Annotated in this window: 21 protein-coding genes and 5 tRNA genes; 21 read left to right on the forward strand and 5 right to left on the reverse strand. The window is 35.2% G+C overall.

The features are described from left to right. Positions 1-25 precede the first annotated feature (25 nt). Genes QMD61_03705 through QMD61_03725 form a run of 5 tightly spaced genes read left to right on the forward strand, consistent with a single transcriptional unit; the run spans position 26 to position 4,146 of the window. Positions 26-1,156, forward strand: a complete 1,131-nt coding sequence (locus QMD61_03705; GenBank protein MDI6723733.1) for a 2-oxoacid:acceptor oxidoreductase subunit alpha — start codon at positions 26-28, stop codon at positions 1,154-1,156. Between the two features lie 39 nt (positions 1,157-1,195). After that, the gene (locus QMD61_03710) at positions 1,196-2,068 is read left to right on the forward strand and encodes a 2-oxoacid:ferredoxin oxidoreductase subunit beta (GenBank protein ID MDI6723734.1); all 873 of its coding nucleotides are present in this window, start codon (positions 1,196-1,198) and stop codon (positions 2,066-2,068) included. 23 nt (positions 2,069-2,091) lie between these two features. Continuing rightward, positions 2,092-2,646 (forward strand): 2-oxoacid:ferredoxin oxidoreductase subunit gamma, encoded by a 555-nt coding sequence (locus QMD61_03715; protein ID MDI6723735.1) that lies wholly within the window; start codon positions 2,092-2,094, stop codon positions 2,644-2,646. Positions 2,647-2,650: 4 nt separating this feature from the next. Continuing rightward, entirely contained in the window at positions 2,651-3,757 is a 1,107-nt protein-coding gene (gene sucC / locus QMD61_03720; protein MDI6723736.1) for an ADP-forming succinate--CoA ligase subunit beta, read from the forward strand. A gap of 17 nt (positions 3,758-3,774) precedes the next feature. After that, positions 3,775-4,146, forward strand: a complete 372-nt coding sequence (locus QMD61_03725) for a hypothetical protein (protein MDI6723737.1) — start codon at positions 3,775-3,777, stop codon at positions 4,144-4,146. A 14-nt stretch (positions 4,147-4,160) separates the two neighbouring features. On the opposite strand, the gene QMD61_03730 is transcribed toward QMD61_03725, so the two are convergent. Both QMD61_03730 and QMD61_03735 read right to left on the reverse strand, forming a co-directional pair. Continuing rightward, entirely contained in the window at positions 4,161-4,601 is a 441-nt protein-coding gene (locus QMD61_03730) for a hypothetical protein (GenBank protein ID MDI6723738.1), read from the reverse strand. Between the two features lie 95 nt (positions 4,602-4,696). After that, positions 4,697-5,329 (reverse strand): YkgJ family cysteine cluster protein, encoded by a 633-nt coding sequence (locus QMD61_03735; GenBank protein MDI6723739.1) that lies wholly within the window; start codon positions 5,327-5,329, stop codon positions 4,697-4,699. Between the two features lie 236 nt (positions 5,330-5,565). On the opposite strand from QMD61_03735, the gene QMD61_03740 reads away from it, so the two are divergent. From QMD61_03740 to QMD61_03765, 6 genes are all read left to right on the forward strand, one after another. Further along, positions 5,566-6,381, forward strand: a complete 816-nt coding sequence (locus QMD61_03740; protein ID MDI6723740.1) for a metallophosphoesterase — start codon at positions 5,566-5,568, stop codon at positions 6,379-6,381. Between the two features lie 697 nt (positions 6,382-7,078). After that, positions 7,079-8,410 (forward strand): coenzyme-B sulfoethylthiotransferase subunit beta, encoded by a 1,332-nt coding sequence (gene mcrB, locus QMD61_03745; protein ID MDI6723741.1) that lies wholly within the window; start codon positions 7,079-7,081, stop codon positions 8,408-8,410. Positions 8,411-8,434: 24 nt separating this feature from the next. Continuing rightward, a complete protein-coding gene (mcrD, locus tag QMD61_03750; GenBank protein MDI6723742.1) occupies positions 8,435-8,923 on the forward strand; it encodes a methyl-coenzyme M reductase operon protein D in 489 nt (162 codons plus the stop codon). A 2-nt stretch (positions 8,924-8,925) separates the two neighbouring features. Then, positions 8,926-9,720 (forward strand): coenzyme-B sulfoethylthiotransferase subunit gamma, encoded by a 795-nt coding sequence (mcrG, locus tag QMD61_03755; GenBank protein ID MDI6723743.1) that lies wholly within the window; start codon positions 8,926-8,928, stop codon positions 9,718-9,720. Position 9,721: 1 nt separating this feature from the next. Next, positions 9,722-11,374: a coenzyme-B sulfoethylthiotransferase subunit alpha gene (gene mcrA, locus QMD61_03760; protein MDI6723744.1), complete on the forward strand. Its 1,653-nt coding sequence runs from the start codon at positions 9,722-9,724 to the stop codon at positions 11,372-11,374. A gap of 387 nt (positions 11,375-11,761) precedes the next feature. Continuing rightward, complete coding sequence (locus QMD61_03765) at positions 11,762-12,463, forward strand: TetR/AcrR family transcriptional regulator (GenBank protein MDI6723745.1); 702 nt, start codon at positions 11,762-11,764, stop codon at positions 12,461-12,463. Positions 12,464-13,059: 596 nt separating this feature from the next. Here the strand turns inward: QMD61_03765 and QMD61_03770 are convergent. From QMD61_03770 to twy1, 3 genes are all read right to left on the reverse strand, one after another. Then, complete coding sequence (locus tag QMD61_03770; protein ID MDI6723746.1) at positions 13,060-14,142, reverse strand: hypothetical protein; 1,083 nt, start codon at positions 14,140-14,142, stop codon at positions 13,060-13,062. Positions 14,143-14,284: 142 nt separating this feature from the next. Beyond that, complete coding sequence (locus QMD61_03775; GenBank protein MDI6723747.1) at positions 14,285-15,148, reverse strand: DUF1002 domain-containing protein; 864 nt, start codon at positions 15,146-15,148, stop codon at positions 14,285-14,287. Positions 15,149-15,531: 383 nt separating this feature from the next. Beyond that, a complete protein-coding gene (twy1, locus tag QMD61_03780; GenBank protein ID MDI6723748.1) occupies positions 15,532-16,446 on the reverse strand; it encodes a 4-demethylwyosine synthase TYW1 in 915 nt (304 codons plus the stop codon). Between the two features lie 507 nt (positions 16,447-16,953). Here twy1 and QMD61_03785 point away from each other — a divergent pair. The 10 genes from QMD61_03785 (at position 16,954) to QMD61_03830 (ending at position 22,246) form a co-directional block, all read left to right on the forward strand. Further along, entirely contained in the window at positions 16,954-17,526 is a 573-nt protein-coding gene (locus QMD61_03785) for a hypothetical protein (protein ID MDI6723749.1), read from the forward strand. A gap of 215 nt (positions 17,527-17,741) precedes the next feature. Further along, complete coding sequence (tpiA, locus tag QMD61_03790) at positions 17,742-18,422, forward strand: triose-phosphate isomerase (GenBank protein MDI6723750.1); 681 nt, start codon at positions 17,742-17,744, stop codon at positions 18,420-18,422. A 10-nt stretch (positions 18,423-18,432) separates the two neighbouring features. Then, positions 18,433-19,653 carry a phosphoglycerate kinase gene (pgk, locus tag QMD61_03795; GenBank protein ID MDI6723751.1) on the forward strand — a complete coding sequence of 407 codons (1,221 nt, stop codon included), beginning with the start codon at positions 18,433-18,435 and terminating at the stop codon, positions 19,651-19,653. A gap of 137 nt (positions 19,654-19,790) precedes the next feature. Then, positions 19,791-19,864 (forward strand) — tRNA-Thr (locus QMD61_03800). Between the two features lie 38 nt (positions 19,865-19,902). Continuing rightward, positions 19,903-19,977, forward strand: a tRNA-Pro gene (locus QMD61_03805). Between the two features lie 41 nt (positions 19,978-20,018). Continuing rightward, positions 20,019-20,092, forward strand: a tRNA-Tyr gene (locus QMD61_03810). Positions 20,093-20,208: 116 nt separating this feature from the next. Then, positions 20,209-20,280: transfer RNA gene (locus QMD61_03815), tRNA-Asp, on the forward strand. A 20-nt stretch (positions 20,281-20,300) separates the two neighbouring features. Then, positions 20,301-20,374, forward strand: a tRNA-Lys gene (locus QMD61_03820). A 71-nt stretch (positions 20,375-20,445) separates the two neighbouring features. Beyond that, positions 20,446-20,679, forward strand: coding sequence for a DNA-directed RNA polymerase subunit H (locus QMD61_03825; GenBank protein ID MDI6723752.1), 234 nt, complete (start codon positions 20,446-20,448; stop codon positions 20,677-20,679). Positions 20,680-20,755: 76 nt separating this feature from the next. Further along, positions 20,756-22,246 (forward strand): DNA-directed RNA polymerase subunit B'', encoded by a 1,491-nt coding sequence (locus QMD61_03830; protein ID MDI6723753.1) that lies wholly within the window; start codon positions 20,756-20,758, stop codon positions 22,244-22,246. Position 22,247: the final 1 nt, after the last annotated feature.

Genomic DNA, 22,247 nt, shown 5'->3' on the forward strand with positions numbered 1-22,247 from the left:
TAATTAATGTTTGGAGAACTAAAATATGAATACCACGCATTTTTTTATACAGGGAAATGAAGCATGTGCAAGAGGAGCTATTAAAGCAGGCTGCAGATTCTTTGCAGGTTATCCAATAACCCCTTCTACTGAAATTGCTGAAGATATGGCAGTATTTCTACCAAAAGAAGGTGGATCGTTCATACAGATGGAAGATGAAATCTCTGCACTCGGTGCAGTCATAGGAGCTGTTTGGGGCGGTTTAAAAGGAATGACCGCGACATCAGGACCTGGATTTTCTCTAATGCAAGAACATATAGGTTATGCTGCCATGACAGAAACACCTCTGGTGATTGTAGATATGCAGCGAGGTTCTCCTTCAACTGGGCAACCCACAATGGCCTCGCAGAGCGATATGATGCAGGCAAGATGGGGATCTCATGGTGATTATGAAATAATAGCAATTTCACCTTCATCAGTACAGGAATGTTTCGATTTTACAGCAGAGGCATTTAATTTAGCAGAAAAATACAGAGTTCCAGTAATGGTAATGGCAGATGAAATTATAGGACATATGCGGGAAAAAATAGCCGTTCCAGATAAAGTAAACATAACCGCGAGAAAAATGCCCGATGAAGGGCCTGAAACATTTTTACCGTATAAAGCAGGGGCAGATGGAGTTTCGCCAATGCCACCATTTGGAGCAGGATATAAAATGCATATTACAGGATTAACTCATGATGAAAGAGGGTATCCTGACGCTTCAAGCCCTGAAGCCCATTCAAAACTTGTAAAAAGACTTTGCAATAAAATAATGGAACATAGAAATGAATTAACAAGAGTAAAAGAACTTTATAATGAAGATGCCGATATTATTGTGGTTTCCTACGGTGCTCCATCTCGATCTGCAGTCACTGCAGTTAAAAAAGCACGTGATGAAGGTATCAAAGCAGGGCATATTAAATTAGATATTGTATGGCCGTTTCCAGATGAAGTAATTAAAACTGCAGCACAACAGGCCAAAAATATTATTGTTGTTGAGCTGAATCTCGGTCAAATTGTGCATGAGGTAGAAAGAGTTGCAAAAGGCAACGCTGAAATTACTTTACTTCCAAAAATTGGGGGAGAAATGCACCAGCCCGATGAAATCCTAAAAATGATAAAGAAATTCCAGTAAATGTAATCTATTCACTTAATTCTTAAAGGAGATGAAGAAATGAATGATAAAACGAAAGGAAGTCGTTTTATAAACTATTTAAGAAGAGAAAGAATGCCTACCATTTTTTGTGCAGGGTGTGGTAATGGGATTGTTATAAACACATTCTTTAATGCCATGGAAATGGCAAAACTAAGCCTTGACAACATTACAATGGTTTCAGGGATTGGATGTTCCTCAAGAATACCAGGATATATAAAATGTGATTCGCTTCACACAACCCATGGAAGACCTATTGCATTTGCAACTGGAGTTAAATTAGCAAATCCTGATATGGATGTTGTTGTATTCAGCGGAGATGGTGATGCTGCAGCCATAGGGGGAAATCATCTAATTCATGGAGCAAGAAGAAATATAGATCTAACAGTAATTTGTATAAACAACAGTATTTATGGAATGACCGGAGGTCAGATAAGTCCAACATCTCCAAAAGGCAGTTTTGGGAGTACAGCACCATATGGAGCGCTTGAAACACCTTTTGATTTAGCTGAACTTGTTACTGCCGCTGGTGCAACATATGTGGCAAGATGGACCACTGCACATCCATTACAGCTTTCAAATGCCATTAAAAAAGGTCTTCAAAATAAAGGATTCTCATTTATCGAGGTTATATCCCAGTGTCCAACTTATTTTGGCCGAAAAAACAAAATGAGGTCCGCAGTGGACATGATGAAATGGATGAAAGAGCAGAGTGTTGTTAAAAGAAAAGCTGAGAAAATGAGTGAAGAGGAACTTGAAGGAAAACTTATTGTTGGTGATTTTGCAGATAGTATCAGGCCTGAATTTTCAGAATCCCTATGCGAATTGGTAAACCAGAAATGCCAGGAAGGGTCGCCTGAAGCTGTTAAATCTGCTTATAAAACCGAATTATAACTTAAAAATTTAGAGGGTTTAAATTGCGAAAAGATATAAGAATTGCCGGATTTGGTGGACAGGGGATAATTCTTGCTGGAATCGTTATTGGAAGAGCTGCATCTCTTCATGATAACTTATTTGCTGTTCAAACACAGTCTTATGGTCCAGAAGCAAGAGGCGGGGCTTCAAGGACAGAAGTAGTAATAAGTGACAGTGAAATAGATTATCCAAAGGTTCAATATCCTGATATATTTGTTGCAATGTCTCATGAGGCTTTAATGGCTTATTTAGAAGGTCTTAAAGATGGAGGAATATTAATCGTTGATCCAGATATGATAAAGGAAGAAGAAGTGCTTCCATTTGTAGAAAAACATAATATTAGCTATTTTAAAGCCCCGGCAACAAAAACAGCTGCAGAAAAAATTGGACTCAGTATAGTGGCTAATATTGTAATGATTGGTGCAATAACAAAAGCAACTAAAGTTATATCTGAAGAAGCGGCTAGAAAAGCTATAACAGAAAGCGTTCCTCCAGGAACAGAAAAAAAGAATCTTGCTGCCTTTGAAGCAGGCATGGAACTTATTGATGGGGGTTAATAAATTGAAATTCTTTGAATACAGTGCAAAGGAACTATTCAAAAAAGAAGGTATTCGAGTACCTGAAAGCTACATTGCAGTAAACGGGAAAGAGGCAAAAAAGGCGGCGGCAAAAATAAATAAACCTGTTGCCTTAAAATCTCAAGTCCTTGTTGGAGGCAGAGGGAAAGCTGGAGGAATAAAATTCGCAGATACACCTAAAGATGCTAAAAAGGTTATTAAAGAAATTTTAGGTATGGAAATTAAGGGAGAAAAGGTCAATAAGGTGCTTGTTGAGGAGAAAATGAATATTCAATCAGAATTCTATATAAGCGTCGTGATGGATAGATCCGCTAAAAAACCCCTTATAATGGCAAGTACTGAAGGCGGAGTTGATATTGAAGAAGTAGCCAGAAATAATCCTGATAAAATAGTTAAATATTATATAAATCCTCTTGATGAATTCATGCCCTATGAAGCTCGTGAAATAGCCCTTAAGATGGGTGTTCCAAATGAGATGATTTCACAGATGGGCAGTTTCATAATTAAACTATTCAATGTATTTAAAAAATACGATGCCAGTATTGCAGAAATCAATCCGCTTGTTTTAACTCCTGAAGGACTTGTCGCTGCTGATGCAAAGCTTGAAATTGATGATGATGCACTCTGGAGACATAAGGAGTTTGCAGAACTTGAAGAAGCTAAAAAAGATGAATTTGCCTATGTTACACTTGACGGAGATATCGCAGTAATAGGAAACGGTGCAGGGCTTACATTAACAGGAATGGACATGATAAACCTCTATGGAGGAAAGCCAGCCACATTTCTGGATATCGGTGGAGGGGCATCACAGCAGAATATCGCCCGGGCAATAAATCTCGTAATCAGCGAACCTAATGTTAAAGTAATCTTCCTAAATGTGCTTGGTGGAATAACTCGTGCAGATGACGTTGCAAATGGAGTTATAGATGTTTTGAATAGTTCTGAACGTAAAGTTCCCCTCGTTATAAGACTTACAGGAACAAATGAAGATGAAGGGCAGCGTATTTTGACTGAAGCTGGTATACCCTTTGAAACTTCTATGGAAGCTGCTGCAAAGAAAGCTGTTGAGATCTGTGATTCTATGAACTAATTTTCATGGTGAATTAAATGCCAAAAACTGAATTATCTGATAATAAACAAACAGAACCCATACAAATACTTAAACCACTTGATCCTCGAAATAACTTGGCCAGTGGATTTATAGAACGCATGCGAGAAATTATTGGCGATTTTAAAAAGGAATTGGATGAAGATGAATTTATTCATGTTCAGGTGATTCTAAATGATGGTAGATGCATTACAGCGAAGTATTTTGGATGGTATGATCCCCATATGGTGACTGTTAGGGGTACTGACAATAATGGAAACCAGATCAAGGCTTTAATGCATCCTGTAAACACCCAAATTGTTTTAACTGTTTTTAAAAAGAAATCCGGCGAAAAGAAAATTGATCTTGAGTTTCAGAAAGGTTATCAATAAAATTTTCACATTATTTATTTTCTAATTTTCCGATTTTGTTTTTTTAATAAAAGAGCATCGACCTCTTCAGCTATGGGATGAAAATCTTTCCTGAATTCTTCAAGGATATTCCTTGATTTATTCAATTTATCCCTTGACTTTTCTTCCATTCCCTCTCTTGCAGCTAATAATGATTCATAATTGGTAACTACTGCTTCCTGTAAATTAATCAGAGCTCGTAAAATTTTTTGTTTTAAGGAAGTATATTCAGAGGGAGGATCGCTCTTCTCATACTCTGAAAATATTGATTCTATATTTTTTCGGATATTATCCATTTGATTGCAAGCTTCTTGATTACTAATTTTACCCTGAAATTCTTTATCCATAACCTCTCTAATCAAAAGAAGAAGAACACCTGTTTCATTCAAGTATTTTTTACTTTTCTTTAAAAATTGCCTTTTAGTCATTCTAAACATTGGTTTATACACCACTTGAAGGGGTTAGAATTTAAAAACTATATTTATATTTGTGTCTTTTAAGGCAAAAAAATCTTTCCAAATTCAACTTAAGTTCAGTCTTTAATACGTCTTACAGCTTCATCAAATAAAATCATTGATTTTTCTAAAACCATACGAATGGAGTAGTCGCATTTATGGTGTAGATCAATGACATAACTGGATTTATCCTCATTTCCCACCAGAACAAGCGGATAAGTTCTACAAACCTGTGGTCTAACATCATATATTCTGCATCTTTTAGCCTCCAAATTATGAAATTTGCAAGGCATATCTTCTTTAAACATGAAATGGTCAGGATAATCCCTGTTCTTAACAATTTCATCTTTAAGATCTGGTTTAAACATGAGAATTGGATTTATTTCATCCTTGTGGATAAATATGGGTGATGATTCTCTACAACATGTACCGCAGTGGCTGCACCATTCAGGATGCTCATTTATAATCTGGTAGTCTGAAGGACCGCCAAAAAGCTCCAGACTGGCAATATCTGCAAGTTCTATTATTTCCTTAAGGTCAGATTTTTTTATTCCCATTTTTTTATATTTTTTAAGGGATCTCTTCTTCCTCAATTTCTTAAAAACAGTTTTTTCAAGGGATTCTCTCTTTACTAATTCGTCTCCATCATTTGAAATTTTTTCCCGGATATTTTCAAATAATTTCTTATCTATTAAAAGATCTCTTAACATATATTCACCAATTCTGATCCTATACTGTTGGAATACTGAATCCGGCGAGCCATATAAATACTGCATAATTTTTGAGATTGCATCTTAACTGAAACTTACACAATTCAATTTGTTTTTAATAATGATATTATTTACCATCAACTCAAAATAGAAAAGTTTATACTTTTAATCCATATATTTAAAGATTCAAAAAATGATCATAAAACTGTTTTAGCTTTTATGTTTAGAGGTATACAATGCTTAAAAAAATAGTTGCAATCCTTCTCATTTTTATGGTTCTCCTCACGGTCTACAGCTTAATTGAACCATATAACATCGAAACTAAGGAAATTGTATTAGAATCAGATCAGATTCCAGATGAATTCGACGGGACAAGAATGGTCTTTTTATCTGACTTCCATCAAAGTTCCTGGCCATTTTTTGACGGTAAAAGAACAGAAGATGTGGTAAATCAGGTGAATGCATTGAATCCGGATATAATTTTACTTGGAGGAGATTATGTAAGTAACGATTCAAGCCATATAAACTCCACATTTTCTGAATTATCTAAATTAAATGCACCTTCAGGAATTTATGGCGTATTAGGGAATAATGATCCTAAAGAAGCAACAATTAAAGCTATGTTAGACTCCGGAATTGTTTATATGAAAAATGGTGGGCTCTGGATAAAAAAGGGGAATTCAAAAATTCGGATTGGAGGAGTTGGAGATTTTTTAACTGATTCTCAAAATTCAAGAACTGCAATTGGAGATGCAACTGAAAATGACTTTGTAATTTTATTATCTCATAATCCTGATTTTTTTCCATATGCGGCCACCAAGTCAAAAATAGACTTGATGCTTTCTGGACATACTCACGGAGGACAGATTACTTTTTTTGGTATTTGGGCTCCCAATGTTCATTCTAAATACGGGCAGGAGTTTAGAACTGGTGTGAAAAATATAAATAACACCACTTTAGTTATCAGTAATGGTATTGGCACTTCCATATTGCCTGCAAGATTTTTTGCACCTCCCCATATTATAGTGTTAAAATTAAAAAAGAAATATTAAATTTTAGGAAATAATAGCGCTTTAGGCACCTATTTTTTATTTTTATTTAATTTAAAGATTTTGAATAGCATTTTCATTCTCATTTATCATATGATTAATATTTTTTTTGTATTAAATTCTTTTCTTATTCGATTAATCTCACATTAGGGCCATAATTTCTAATTAATAACATCCTAATTGTTATTATCTAATAACAACAGTTCTTATATTTCCTAAAGTTAATGCAAACTTTATATAGTAAAATGACCACTAATTATAAAATAACCTACGGTCACTAAGTGACTGTAGGTTAGTGCTGGGAAAAGTCTTTATCAGCAATTTGAAAAGAAGGAGAAATGTCGTCAATCGTTCTTTTCCAGGCTACAGAAGGTTTCAGGATAATATTAAACGAACTTAAATCATATTGAGCCGTTTTCCCTCCAGAGAACATAAAAACCAAAGTATTCTTTGGTTTACTCAGTATAAAATTTTAAAATTTTTCTGAAAAGCCACTGTAGCTTTTCTGAATATGACTTTTAAAATTAAAATAAAATTATTGAGGTTGAAGAAGATCTATGATTTTCTGAACATTCGAAATCGTTGATTTCAATGCTTGCAAAAACTTTCAGTTTTTGCAGCCGAGAAACGGAGTTTCTCATGCCCCGAACATCATGTTCGATGGCCACATAAATAAAAAAATTTATGAGGTGTAAAAGTTATGCCAACCTATGAAGACAGAATAGACCTATATGGGGTTGACGGAAAGCTTTTAGAAGAAAATGTTCCTTTAGAAGCAGTTAGCCCAATGGTAAACCCTACAATCGAAAAGATAGTGCATGAAGTAAAACGTTCAGTAGCTGTTAACTTAGCAGGGATAGAAAGCGCATTAGAAAATGCAGCTTACGGTGGTAAAGCAAATTTTGTTCCTGGAAGGGAATTAAAATTACCAATAGTTGAAAATGTGGACGTAATCTCTGAAAAAATCAGAAAAATGATTCAGGTTAGCGAAGATGATGACTTCAACATAAAACTGATCAATGACGGAAGTCAAATGCTCGTGCAGATGCCTACCCAGAGAATGACAATGGCAGCTGACTATACAGTTTCCACATTAGTTGCTGGTGGAGCAGTTGTCCAGGCAATCATAGACACTTTTGATGTTGGTAAATATGATGCACCTGCAGTTAAAACAGCAGTTTTAGGAAGATACCCTCAAACTGTAGATTTCACTGGTGCAAACGTCTCAGCATTACTCGGACCACCAGTCATGCTCGAAGGGCTTGGATATGGTCTTAGAAACATAATGGCAAATCATGTAGTCGCCATCACAAAGAAAAACACCCTTAACGCGGTAGCTTTATCATCCATTTTAGAACACACCTCAGCGTTTGAAACTGGAGACGCTTTAGGAGCTTTCGAAAGATTCCACCTTTTAGGAATGGCATATCAAGGTTTAAATGCTAACAATCTGGTATTTGACTTAGTTAAAGAAAATGGAAAAGGTACTGTTGGAACAGTAGTTGCATCAGTGGTAGAAAGAGCTCTTGATGATGGGGTAATTAAAGTAGCAAAAACCATGCCATCAGGGTTCAAAATGTATGAACCTAATGATTGGGCCCTATGGAACGCTTACGCAGCATCAGGCCTAATAGCATCTGTAATAGTTAACATCGGTGCAGCAAGAGCAGCTCAAGGAGTTCCTTCCACACTATTATACTACAACGATATACTCGAATACGAAACCAGCCTTCCTGGCGTTGATTACGGACGTGTAGAAGGAACAGGTGTAGGAATGAGTTTCTTCTCTCACTCCATATACGGAGGAGGTAGTCCTGGTACTTTCCATGGAAATCACGTAGTAACCAGGCACAGTAAAGGATTCGTTGTGCCTTGTGCAGCAGCATCAATGTGTTTAGATGCAGGTACTCAAATGTTCTCAGTTGAATCAACATCTGGATTGATGGGTACAGTGTATGGAGATATAGAATACTTCAAAGAACCAATTAAGTATGTTGCAGACGGAGCTAGAGAAGTAAAGGATAAATTATAAGAAAATTAGATTTGAGGCGGTAATATGGAAGAAATAAAGGCCGTTGATGTTAAAATATTTCCTTACAGGCGTTTAAAACCCGGAACAACTGAAAAAATACTTAACAGTATTATGGAATTTGATGGAATTTTAAGGGTTATAGTAAATGGAAATTCCATACCTAAAACTGTAGTATTCGGCCCTGCAAAAGGAACTCAGGTTAATCATGAAGACAGGAAGGTTATTAAAGTCAAAGAAGATCCCGTAGAACTTCGTGTATCTGTGGGGGAATTAATAATAACCGTAAATTATGAAAATCTTGATTTATTCCTTGAAAAATTGCAAAATCTGCTAGAAAATACTTTAAGCTTTGGATACGAAGTTTCAACAGGTATTTTCACTAAAACAAATATTACTGTTTCAGATTACTTAAAATTAGGTTATGGGATTGAGAATAACATTGATCCTCGTCTCATTGGAATGGTGGATCCTAATTCCAAGTCCCAAGATACTGTAAAATTAATAGGTGATTAAAAATGGCTTATAAAGCTCAATACTCCCCTGGAGAAACAAAAATTGCTGAAAACCGTAGGAATCACATGGATCCTGATTTTGAACTTAAAAAAATCAGGGAAATTGCTGATGAAGATATAGTTAATATATTAGGTCACAGAAACCCTGGAGAAGGTTACAAAAGCGTTCACCCCCCTCTCGAAGAAATGGATTTCGAAGAAGATATGATGAAAGAGCTTGTAGAACCTATTCCTGGTGCAGCTGCTGGTAACAGGACAAGATACGTCCAATTTACAGATTCAATGTATAATGCACCTGCTCAACCATATGATAGGGCAAGATCCTACATGTGGAGATTTAGAGGTGTAGATACTGGAACATTATCCGGAAGACAAGTTGTAGAAATGAGAGAATCTGACTTAGAGAAAATTTCCAAAACATTAATTGAAACTGAACTCTTTGACCCTGCAAAAACAGGAATAAGAGGTGCAACTGTTCACGGACACTCATTAAGATTAGATGAAAATGGATTGATGTTTGATGCTCTTCAAAGATATGTTTTCAACGAAGAAACTAAACAGATATCATATGTAAAGGATCAGGTTGGAAGACCTCTTGATGAGCCTGTAAACGTGGGAGAAGCTTTAGATGATGAACATCTCAAAGAAATAACCACAATCTACAGAAGCGATAATATCAGCATGCGTGATGATAAAGAAGCAATAGAAGTAGTCGAAACAATCCACGCTGCCAGAACCGAAGGTGGATTTGGATTAGATGTTTTCAAAAACGATTTAAAGCGTAAATTAGGTGAATAAAATGGCTGAAGATAAGAAATTTTTAAAAGCTTTAAAAGGTAAATTTAATGGAGATCCAAACGAAACTAGCACAGACTATTACTGTTTTGGAGGTTGGGAACAATCCCCTCGTAAAAAAGAATTCAATGAATACGCTGAAAAGATCGTTGCAGAAAGAGGAGGGCTTCCAGGTTATAACCCAGATATTGGGGTACCATTAGGTCAAAGACAGTTAATGTCCTACAAAATTTCTGGAACAGACACATACGTAGAAGGGGATGATCTTCACTTCTGTAACAACAGCGCTATCCAGCAATTATCCGACGATATAAAAAGAACAATTATCGTAGGTATGGATACAGCACACGCTGTGCTCGAAAGGCGTTTAGGTGTAGAAGTAACTCCTGAAACAATAAACGAGTACATGGAAACAATCAATCACGCACTCCCTGGTGGAGCAGTTGTTCAGGAACACATGGTAGAAGTTCACCCAGGTTTAGTAGGCGACTGTTACGCTAAAATATTCACCGGTGACGATACTCTTGCTGATGAATTAGATTCAAGATTCCTTATAGACATAAACAAGGAATTCCCAGAAGAACAGGCAGAAATGCTTAAAAAATATGTGGGTTCAAAAACCTACCAGGTGAGCAGACTACCAACAAGCGTCGTCAGAACCTGTGATGGTGGTACAACCTCAAGATGGTCTGCTATGCAGATAGGAATGAGTTTCATTTCAGCATACAAACTTTGTGCTGGAGAAGCGGCAATATCTGAATTTGCATACGCTGCAAAACACGCAGACGTAATTGAAATGGCTAACTTTTTACCAGCAAGAAGAGCAAGAGGGCCAAACGAACCTGGTGGAATTTCATTCGGTATATTAGCAGATATGATACAAACCTCAAGAGTATCAGAAGACCCTGCAGAAATAACTCTCGAAGTTATCGCAGCTGGAGCAGCAATCTACGATCAAATCTGGCTTGGTTCATACATGTCAGGTGGTGTCGGATTCACACAATACGCTACAGCAGCATACACCGACGATATTCTCGACGATTTCGTATACTACGGTATGGAATATGTACAGGATAAATTCGGTATATGTGGTGCTAAAGCAGATGATGCAGTCGTAAAAGACATATCAACTGAAGTAACTCTCTACTCTATGGAACAATACGAAATTCCAACACTCTTAGAAGACCACTTTGGTGGATCACAAAGAGCATGTGTAGCTGCAGCAGCAGCAGGTGTTTCCACTGCATTTGCAACTGGAAACGCAAACGCTGGAATTAACGGTTGGTACTTAAGCCAGATATTACACAAAGAAGTTCACAGCAGGTTAGGATTCTACGGTTACGACTTACAGGACCAGTGTGGAGCTTCAAATTCACTCTCAATTAGAAGTGATGAAGGTCTTATACACGAATTAAGAGGTCCTAATTACCCTAACTACGCAATGAACGTAGGTCACCAGCCAGAATATGCAGGTATCGCTCAAGCACCTCACGCTGCAAGAGGAGACGCTTTCTGTGTCAATCCTTTAATAAAAATAGCATTTGCCGATAAGAACCTTACTTTCGACTTCGAAAGCCCAAGGAAATCTATCGCAAAAGGTGCATTAAGAGAATTTATGCCAGCAGGAGAAAGGGATTTAATTAACCCTGCAGGTTAATAAACCTAAAATATATTATAAAATGTGGATTAATTCCACTATTCGCTCGAAAATTCCCTCAAAATTCGTAGAATTTTGGGGCATCAAAAATCGAAGATTTTTGAAAGCTATGAATTTTCGGCGCCCCAAACACACTTTGTGTGTTTGAGGGTTTTTTATTTTATTCATACTATATTTTTTTTAATTCTTTATTCCTAAAAAAATATTTTTTTGTAGAAGTTCAGATTTAATAAGTTTAAATCTTTATAATACCAAATAGAATATGTTAAATAGGTATTATCACCATATATCTTTGTATAGTTGGGATATAATTAAATGAAAAAGCATATTTAGCTAAATAGTATCAAAAAGACGGACATAAGAATATAACCTAATTATGGTGAATGCATGTCAATAGTGGAAAGAAGGGAAAGAGAAAAAAAGAAACGTCAAAATGATATTATAAATGCAGCTGAGAAATTATTTTTTTCCAAAGGCTTTGATAACGTTTCTATGAGGGACATAGCCAGTGAAGTTGAACTAAGTAAGGCAACTCTGTATCTCTACTTTCAGAATAAAGAATCATTATTCTTTGCCATTGTACTGCGGGGAACCCGAATTTTGAATTCTATGATTAGAAACGCAGTACAGAAAGAGGAAAAAGGTATTAATAAGGTGGCGGCTTTTAGAAACGCATATAATGATTTTACCCAACAATATCCAGATTATATTCAAATTTATAATTACTTTCAGTCCGGAAGATTCAATCTGGCGGATAAAAAAATTGGTAAAGAAAATAAAAGAATTAAAAACCATGCTGAGAATTCTATTCCTTACGTCAGTGAGTGTGCAATGGAAATACTTAAACTTCGTAAAGAAAGGTTTTCTCTTCTATGTAATTCCATCCAGAAAGGTATAGACGATGGGACAATCAGGAAGGATATTGATCCTGTTGAAGTTGCCGTTCTTCTATCTGCAATATCTAAAAGTTTATCTAATATACCTTCAGATCGAAAAAAAATACTTCAAGATCATGGAATAGATCATGAAAAATATTTCCTGGATGTTAGTGACTTAATACAACATATGATAATGAACAAAGACAAATGAAATAATCTTTACCTTTTCAGTGATATATGATCAAACTGAACTTGTAAAATATTTGACCCATTTAGATTATCCCAGTAAATCCTCAATCGATTATTTTAAAATATTGATAGTGTCCTTCAGTTCTAGTTTTGAACAATTAGCCATGTATACGCTGAAAACTAATAACATAATTAAAAAAGATTTTTTTATAAATATTTGAATTTTCATCATTATATCAGCAGATTTTTGACTTTCCATCTTAACAACTTTCATTTCTGAAAAAATACAACTTAGTTTAGGGCATCTTTAGATGATACATTTGAGCTGAAGATGTTTTAGATGCCCTAACCTGTTGTTTAATTGTTCAAGATCAATATAGATCTATTAAGGGGGGAGGGAAATGGCAATTAACGCTTTAAGTAATACCTTATAATGTTTTGCCATTACCAATTGAGATTAATCTTTAATCTATATAATACTTTCTATTTGTTCGGTATTATTACTTTAATTTTCATTTTTTATAAATCAGTAATAAAAAACATCGATAGTCAAAGAAAACAAAAAAATATTTCATAAAAAGTAAATCTTGTCCAAAATCCTCATCAATTCAAAAATTCTTAAACTCTTTTTCTAATAGTAACTGTATGGGCCATTACAAGGGCAGAAAGTAAAATATACGCCAGCATTGCAGAACCATTAAATGTTCTGTTAAATACAAAAAGACCAATGAAGGTTTGAGTAATAAATGCTGTCAAAGCTCCAATTAAGAGTGCTTCTTTTCCAAGATACATTCGACTTCCATTTTTTCTTTTACTTCTGTACTTTTTAAGTATAAAAAATCCAGTACAAATAACCAGTATTGTCCAGCCAAGAAACGCTAAAAGAACCCCATATCCAAAGTCAAAAGATATGCCGTATATTCCTGGAAGCATGTAATCTATATAATCTTTTTTGGTTACTAAAACCCCGTAAAACAAGGGGAAAGGAAGTGTTAAGGCATGTATCAGGTTCATTGGTAATGATATATACCCTTCTGAGCTTCCAAGACATTGAGAACCCCAATAACAAGAGCCCTGAACATGTCCCCACAAAAGAGAATTTTTTAAAACCATTGTAAGGCTTGGCAGGGCAAATTCTTCAATTCTTGAAATCCTTAAAAGAGGGCTTAAAACAGGAGCATTCAGAATCTTTGATAATGCCTCTAAAATACCGAATCCTGCTATTCCTGCGATAATAACACTTATAACCGTTTTTGGAGTTAGTTTGGAACTTCTCTTAAAGCTCTTTGACATTATAAGTGTTCCTACTATCCATCCTAAAAACCAGAGAATTAAAAATGATCTGTGCATTAATCCCCCAGCAATAGCTATTACTCCAAAAAGGATCCATGACATTGCTTTAATTGAGTTTGATTTAATGTCAACTTCACTTAGAAGACTTGCTGAGGCTGCAAGAGTTGTCCAGCCAAAAAGAGCTATTGAACCAAACGGATGAGTGAATTCATGATGAGATACAAATGGAAGGAAAAGAAATGTGGCATCTAATCCAAATACAACTGAAAGCAGCACTGTTAATATGAGTGCAATGAAAAGAACCATGCTTAAAGGAATTGATAGAACATTGAAAAATAGCATGACTCCCAGATGTATAATTACTGCAAATTCGAGTATTAACTGAAGATGACTTTCTGCCAGTATCATTTTATCACTGAATAAACCGTTAATTTGATAGCAAAATTATTCTAAATAAACTTGTTTTTAGTATAATATAACTTTAACTTTAAAATTCATCTAAAATTTAAAAATTTAATAAGATACGGGGCAATTCCCATATCAATAATTTCTACTGTCCAGTTATCAGACCTTCAATGTAGTCAAAAATACTCTGTAAATAATTCATGATCTGATCTAAAATTCCACTCTGAGAAACCTGACCTGTGATATCATTCAACTGTTGTTTGAATCCTGCCAGATCTCCTTGAACTTTTTGTGAATTTGCAATTGCATCTGCAATCTGCTGTGCCTGAGCATCAGATAGATTAATATTCAAATTGGCTGCAATGTTAATTACAATTACCTTAATTTGAGCTGGATCCTGTAAATTCTGTTTTTGAACTTCATTTTTAACCTGTTCAAATAAATCAGCTATTTTATCAGGATTTTGTCCAGTTTGATTTACTATCTGTGTTTCTGTGTATAATTCTTCTGTTGCAGCTTTTTTTACACTCTCTGGAATATCAGCACCTACAGCAATCTCATAAGATTTCAATACTCCAGTAAGGGCTGCTTCTCCTGATGATTGGACAGGTGATGTAACCACTACGTATCCCTTATCAATTCCTGAAGACTTAAGGGCATTTGAATACATTTTTGGAGTTACGATTTTCACTTTGCTTTTATCAACTACAACTTTAATTCCATTAGTATAACTCAAATCAACCATAGCGCAGGAGTATATTTTACTTGAAGGATATATCCTCCCTGTTATGTCTTTAGAAATTTGATTGACTTCATTCGCTGTTACAATTTTTTGTGTAGCATCTGAAACTTTTTTATCAGTATGTGATTGAAAATAGTCCATCACCGAGCTTTTCCACTGAGAATTATCATTGGTTGCTTCTCCAATGGTCACAGCAAACCCTGATGCGCCATAAATTGGACTTACCACCATTAACAAAAGAAAAATTCCAATTATTATTTTTTTCATTTAACCACCTCTCAACCGCTCGAAATCTATGATTTTCGGTGTTTGCGAAATATTCGAAATCTTTGATTTCGATGCAGCAAATCGAAGATTCGCATGTTTAATTATCGCGACCGAAAAACCCAAAGGTTTTTGCATGCTCACAAAACTGGAGGTTTTGTGGCCATGAAAATTTTCAATTTTCATATGCTTACGAAACACAAGTTTCTTAGCTGGAAAAAAATACTTTTTTCCACGCCCAAAAACACTTTGTGTTTGAGGGTTTTTTTCCTTGAAATTTCTTTAATTCTATTTAATTATAATGATTCTTATCATTTAAAAGATGTAAACTTTTCGATTAAGTAATATAGATATATTTATTAAACTCATTAAAAAAATTAAAAAATTCACCCTAAAAGCACGACTCTACTTTCATATGCCTTATCTTTTATCTCTAAATTACATTTTTCTGCTATGGTGTTTGCAAAGTCATAAGTTTCCTGATTTGAGGGCATATTTTCCCATTTTAATCTTCTTCTTGAGTCACCAACATACATATATGCTTTGACTTCAACATAATCTGGATTGGCTCTTTTAATTATAGCAGCGTATTCATCTGCTTTTTGCATATTATAATCTTTAACACATGTCATTCTTATTACAGACCTGCATTTAAAGCTTGAAAGCATATCAAGGCTTCTGTTTAGGTTATTCCATCCATTATCTATTTGAGGAAGGCATAATTTTTCAAATATTTTTTTATTAGGAGCATCAAGAGACACATAAAGTTGTGTAGGCTCTTCTTCAAGATTTTCCAGTTTCTGAGGATTCATTCCATTTGTAACTAAAAATGTTGTAAACTTTCTTCTGTGAAATTCTTCAATTAAATCATCAATCTTTGGATAGATCATTGGTTCTCCGGCAAGGGAAATTGCCGCATGTTTTGGGTCCTGGGATTCATCAAGCTTCTTTTTATCTGCTTTGTCATTCCCAAAAAAGCCACAAAGAAGATTTCTCTGTGCAGCAATGCTGCCGTCAATTATCTCTCCTGGATCATCCATTTCTCCTTTCCATTGAGTTTCAGTTAATGAAACATCTCTCCAGCAGAATAAACATTTTTGATGACAGAAAGGGACACTTGGAGACATTTGCAAGCATCTATGGCTTTCTATTCCATAGAATTTTTGTTTATAACACACACCTTCATTTAATATGCTTTTTTTAGTCCAGTGACATATTTTAGCTGCAGCATGCCTGTAATTACCCACAAATCTATATCCAATTTTTTCAAGTTTTTCCATATTCTCTATTGAAAGTGACATTTTCTGATCCTAGTTGATTTTTTCTGTAATTTCAATATCATATTATATTAATATTAATTTAAATCAATTCATTGTTTTTCATATTCCTTTAATACAGGAGTTTTACAAGTTAAATACCAATATGATTTGTTTTTTATCGTTATAAACAATTAAAAATAGATTACTTATGCAAATAAGTATCTATAATAATTTATATCTAATTTAATAAATTTAATTAATTGTAATAATGCATTGGATGAGCTTATTTTCAGAAAGTAAGAATTAATATGAATTAATTTATCAGAATACAGAATGAAGATTCCTACTCCCTACTACCTGTCATAAATTCGCTATTATGGAGCTTTAAATCAAAAAAACGACACTGTGAACACTTTTTTAGGAAAATTAAATCAAAAGATTTATATATGATCTTAATTTGAATAGAATATGTCCAAAGCGTTCCTAGAGAGTACATTAAACACTACGGAACTTGGAGGCGGTACAATTAAGCGACGATCGGCATGTGCGTTGCTATTAGTATTAACAATGGCAATGTGCATTTTCCCTTCATTTGGAGGGACAGTAAACCAAGTTGCATCGGACGATAATGCAAAAATTGGTTTAAACAAAGATATACAACCTTTAGAAGTCAACGCGGCTTCTAAATACAAAAAATCGAAGAAAAAGATAAAAACTTCTAAGAAAAAATCAAAGAAGAAAAAGAAATCAACGAAAAAGAAGTACAAAAAAGCAAAAGCTTCTTACAAATACAAAAAAACAGTGTACAAGTCTTATACATGCACCAGTTCAAGTGCATTTAAAAATGACCCAAAATTAAACAGTATAATGATATCCGGAAGTAAATTCAGATACAGTGGAGCTCACCACACCGGTGCAGAACTAGTAAAATACGGTTCTGGCGACTGCTGGGCCATGAGCGACTATTTAAACACCCAATTCACAAAAGCCGGATACCAATCAAGAATAATTCAATACCCAACAAGTTATTCAAGCAGGCATAGATCTGTACAGGTTTATATTGAAGGAACCTGGCAAACAGTTCCATATAGAAGTTACGGGTATCATTACCTCTTTGTATAGGTAATAAACCTTTAACTGTTAAAACAAGTGATAGTCATTGATTTCATCTTTTTTTATTTTAAAATTTTATTTTCTAATTTAAAATTATTAAACAATTTTTAATGGAATGTCAAAGACATTTTTAACATTTATCAATCCCCCACCCATTACCCATACATTTTTATATTGATAAAAAAGAAATATTATATTAATATTTGCTTTTTTGGAGGATAATCATGAACAAAATCAAAGAAACTCCAATTGTAATTTTAAATTTTAAAACATATTTAGAATCTACTGGAGAAAATGCTCTAAACCTTGCCAAAAGCTCACAGAGTGTTGCAGAAGAAACAGGTGTTAATATGATGGTTGCGCCCCAGTATGGGGATATTTACAGAATTTCACAGGAAGTGGATATTCCCGTATTAGCACAACATATTGACCCCATAGATGCTGGAGGACATACAGGCAGTATACTGCCAGAATGTGTAAAAGAAGCAGGAGCTGTAGGTACGCTCATAAACCATTCTGAGCAAAGAATGCAGCTTTTTAATATTGATGCTGCAGTTAAAAAAGCTTTTTCCCTTGGAATGAGCAGTGTAGTTTGTACCAATAATATAGAAACAAGCACAGCCGCAGCAACATTAAATCCTGACTTTGTAGCAATAGAACCTCCTGAACTGATAGGATCTGGCATTCCAGTATCTCAAGCAGAACCCGAAATTGTTGAAAAAACTGTGGAAATGATTCACAATATCAATCCTCAAGTGAGGGTACTTTGTGGTGCCGGAATATCAACAGGAGATGATCTCAAGGCCGCGATAGATTTAGGAAGTGAAGGAGTACTTCTTGCATCAGGAATAATTCTTGCAGATGACCCTAAAAAAGCACTTCTTGACCTTGTAAGCAAGATATAGGGTGAAATAAATGTCCCTTCAATTTTTTACCATTGATGACTTTGATATGGAAGACAAAACAGTTCTTGTGAGGGTGGATATAAATTCCCCCGTAGATCCAAGCAGTGGATCTATTTTAGATGACACACGAATGAAATTGCATTCTCAAACCATAGCTGAAATATCAAAAAAGGGCGCAAAAACCGTTATACTTGCTCACCAAAGCCGTCCAGGAAAAAATGACTTTACAACAATGGAAGAACACTCCAAAGCATTATCTAATATTTTAAATCATCCTGTAAATTATATTGATGACATATTTGGAAGTGCTGCCAGAAAAAAAATAAAAGAAATGCAAAAGGGAGATATACTTTTACTTGAAAATGTGCGTTTTTATTCTGAAGAAATTCTTAATCGAGAACCTTCAGAACAGGCAAAAACCCATATGGTTCAAAAATTAAGCCCTGTTGTTGATTACTTTATTAATGATGCCTTTGCAGCAGCACATAGATCACAACCATCTCTGGTTGGTTTTGCACTAACTCTGCCTTCTGGTGCTGGTAGAGTAATGGAAAATGAGCTCAATTCATTGTATAGTGCCGTAGATAATGTAAAAAGACCCTGCGTATATGTCCTGGGTGGAGTAAAAGTAGATGATTCTATTATGGTCATGGAAAACGTTCTAAGAAGTGGCAGTGCGGATTATATACTCACAACAGGCCTTGTTGCTAATATATTTCTCTGGGCATCTGACGTTAACATAAGGAAATATAATAAGAAATTTATAGAAGACAGAGGATACTGTGATTTTGTTAAAAAAGGTAAACAAATGTTAAAGGAATTTAAGGGTAAAATTAAAATGCCAGTTGACGTGGCAGTTTGCATAGATGATAAAAGAGAAGAATATAAGATAAATAATATTCCGGACAAGCCTATATTCGATATAGGCACAGAAACTATTAAAGAATATGCCCGATTCATAAGAGAGGCGAAAACAATATTTGCAAATGGCCCTGCCGGAGTTTTTGAAAAAGAAGGGTTTAGTGTAGGTACAGAAGACATTTTAAATGCTATTGCATCATCTCGCGGATATTCTATAATTGGTGGCGGTCATTTAGCTGCTGCAGCCGGCCATATGGGATTATCTTCAGGTATAGATCATCTAAGCAGTGGTGGTGGAGCATCGATTAATTTGCTAGCTGGCCAGAAACTTCCAGTTGTTGAGGTGTTGAGGGAAGTTACTCTTAGATGAATAAATAATACTACCATTAACTTTTTATATCTTTAATTCAAAAGAATAAAATTCCAGTGAATTTAATTGAATATACTTATGTAATCAAATTAAATTACCACAAACTATTTAAACTAAAATATCTAAAACCTAAAAATGCCTCGGTAGCTCAGTCTGGTGGAGCGCGAGACTTGTAATCTCGTGGTCGCGGGTTCAATTCCCGTCCGGGGCTTTAGGCCAAATAAATAGAGACGTTTAAATACATCATAAGGGACCATAGGGTAGCTTGGTCGATCCTTTGGGCTTTGGGAGCCTGAGACTCCGGTTCAAATCCGGGTGGTCCCATCCCATTAATCTTAAAAGAATGTTATAACACGTTTTCAATTCCCGCCTTAGCTCAATTTGGCAGAGCATCGGACTGTAGATCCGAGGGTTGCTGGTTCAAGTCCGGCAGGCGGGATTCTAATTACTGAAATAGTGTTGTAAAAATAATAACAAAGACTATATATTGAAAGAAATAGAAAAGTATTTAAGTATGTATACGTATACCCTATTATACTCTCATTCTTAAGAGCTGCCCTGGTGGTGTAGGGGCTATCATGTGGGCCTGTCGAGCCCACGACTCGGGTTCAAATCCCGGCCAGGGCGTTGTATTTATATGATCTGTAGGGCCCGTAGCTCAGTCTGGCAGAGCGCTTGGCTTTTAACCAAGTGGCCGCGGGTTCAATTCCCGTCGGGCCCGTTCTTGATTCTAGCAACGAAAGTTGCGAGTTTGCAATTTTAATTTGCAATTTTTTAACTGGAGGATAAAGTGTGAAAAAAGATATCTTAAAACACAGATTAGTTCCAGAACATACTATTTTGTCAAAATCTGAAATAAAAAAAATAATAAAAGAGTTAGATATCCATCCCGAACAGCTTCCCAAAATAAAACAGGATGATCCTGTTTGTAAAGCAATTGAAGCTAAACCAGGCGATGTTTTGAAAATAACGAGAAAGAGCCATACTGCAGGTAAATTTGTTACTTATAGATTGGTATTAGATTAATTAATTTATTTTCTGGAGGTTATCAAAAATTGAAAATTTTTGGAACCCAAGAAATAGATATTTTTGGAGGAATTTAATGGGAAAAAATGCATGGGGACTGGTTGATGCATTTTTTGATCAGTACAAACTGGTGGATCATCATATAAAATCCTATAATGACTTTGTAGACCATCGAATACAAGATATAATTGACATTACTGAAGATATTGTACTTGAACAGGGCGAATATAAAGTAAAAACAGGGAAACTTGAAATTAGAAAACCATTTATTAAAGAAGCTGACGGATCAAAAAGTGAAATATATCCAACCGAAGCAAGACTTAGAAATTTAACTTATTCTGCGCATATGTATCTGGAAATGGCCCTTGTCAAAGAGGGAGAACCAGAACCAGACTTAGAAAAAGTATATATTGGTGAATTACCCGTTATGCTTAAATCAAACATATGTCATCTTAATGGGTTAAATGAAAAAGAATTAGAAGAAAAAGGAGAAGATCCACAAGATCCTGGAGGATATTTCATTGTTAACGGTTCTGAAAGAGCCATAGTTACAATGGAAGAGATAGCTCCAAACAAGATTATTCTTGAACAGAGCGAAAAAGATAAAGTAGATAGAAAGGCAAAAGCCATTGTTACTTCAATTAAAAGCGGGTTTAGAGCTCGAATAACCCTAGAATATAAAAAACCACGGAAAAAAGGAGTATTCCTCCGAATATCATTCCCCTACGTTCCTGGTGAAATACCACTTGTTGTTTTGTTACGTGCCCTGGGACTTGAAACTGATGCTGAATTAATACAGAGTGTTTCAGACGAAACCGATACTCAATTCCTTCTTATAGATGATATACAAACTTCAGAAGTAATGAACAGATACGATGCTGTTAAATACATTGGTAACAGAGTCGCAAAGGGTATGACTGAAGAATACAGAATTAAAAGAGCAGAAGATGTAATTGATAGATATTTATTACCTCATATCGGAGTTGAACCCGAACACAGAGCTGAAAAAGCTACATATCTTGCTGAAATGACTGAAATGTTACTTCAGGTTATTTTTGAAACACGTGAACCTCACGATAAGGATCATTATGCTAATAAAAGACTCAGAGTATCCGGCGATCTAATGGAAGATTTGTTCAGAGTTGCATTTACCAGTTTAACCAGAGATATGACATACCAGCTTGAAAGAAGTCTTGCAAGAGGAAAAGAACCTTCTGTTAAGCAGGCAGTAAGGTCTGATGTCCTTACAGAAAATATTAAACATGCGATAGCCACCGGAAACTGGGTTGGTGGAAGAGCTGGTGTAAGCCAGTTACTTGATAGAACAAGTTACATGGGGACTTTATCCCACCTTAAACGTGTTGTATCACCCTTAAGCAGAAGTCAGCCCCACTTTGAAGCACGTGATTTGCATCCAACACAGTTTGGAAAGATATGTCCGAACGAAACTCCCGAGGGACCAAATTGTGGGCTCGTTAAAAACCTTGCACTTCTTGCAAAGATATCTGAAGGTTCAGATACCGCTGAAATTGAAAATGTAATTAAGAAAATGGGAGTTTTAAAATAGA

It is taken from the genome of Methanobacterium sp. (assembly GCA_030017655.1).
In the GTDB taxonomy this organism is placed as follows: Archaea; Methanobacteriota; Methanobacteria; order Methanobacteriales; family Methanobacteriaceae; genus Methanobacterium_D.

Coding starts and splice junctions, on each gene's coding strand:
- QMD61_03705 (MDI6723733.1), top strand. CDS start 26: ATGAATACCACGCATTTTTTTATACAGGGAAATGAAGCATGTGCAAGA.
- QMD61_03710 (MDI6723734.1), top strand. CDS start 1,196: ATGAATGATAAAACGAAAGGAAGTCGTTTTATAAACTATTTAAGAAGA.
- QMD61_03725 (MDI6723737.1), top strand. CDS start 3,775: ATGCCAAAAACTGAATTATCTGATAATAAACAAACAGAACCCATACAA.
- QMD61_03730 (MDI6723738.1), bottom strand. CDS start 4,601: ATGTTTAGAATGACTAAAAGGCAATTTTTAAAGAAAAGTAAAAAATAC.
- QMD61_03735 (MDI6723739.1), bottom strand. CDS start 5,329: ATGTTAAGAGATCTTTTAATAGATAAGAAATTATTTGAAAATATCCGG.
- QMD61_03740 (MDI6723740.1), top strand. CDS start 5,566: ATGCTTAAAAAAATAGTTGCAATCCTTCTCATTTTTATGGTTCTCCTC.
- mcrB (MDI6723741.1), top strand. CDS start 7,079: ATGCCAACCTATGAAGACAGAATAGACCTATATGGGGTTGACGGAAAG.
- mcrD (MDI6723742.1), top strand. CDS start 8,435: ATGGAAGAAATAAAGGCCGTTGATGTTAAAATATTTCCTTACAGGCGT.
- mcrG (MDI6723743.1), top strand. CDS start 8,926: ATGGCTTATAAAGCTCAATACTCCCCTGGAGAAACAAAAATTGCTGAA.
- mcrA (MDI6723744.1), top strand. CDS start 9,722: ATGGCTGAAGATAAGAAATTTTTAAAAGCTTTAAAAGGTAAATTTAAT.
- QMD61_03765 (MDI6723745.1), top strand. CDS start 11,762: ATGTCAATAGTGGAAAGAAGGGAAAGAGAAAAAAAGAAACGTCAAAAT.
- QMD61_03770 (MDI6723746.1), bottom strand. CDS start 14,142: ATGATACTGGCAGAAAGTCATCTTCAGTTAATACTCGAATTTGCAGTA.
- QMD61_03775 (MDI6723747.1), bottom strand. CDS start 15,148: ATGAAAAAAATAATAATTGGAATTTTTCTTTTGTTAATGGTGGTAAGT.
- twy1 (MDI6723748.1), bottom strand. CDS start 16,446: ATGTCACTTTCAATAGAGAATATGGAAAAACTTGAAAAAATTGGATAT.
- tpiA (MDI6723750.1), top strand. CDS start 17,742: ATGAACAAAATCAAAGAAACTCCAATTGTAATTTTAAATTTTAAAACA.
- pgk (MDI6723751.1), top strand. CDS start 18,433: ATGTCCCTTCAATTTTTTACCATTGATGACTTTGATATGGAAGACAAA.
- QMD61_03830 (MDI6723753.1), top strand. CDS start 20,756: ATGGGAAAAAATGCATGGGGACTGGTTGATGCATTTTTTGATCAGTAC.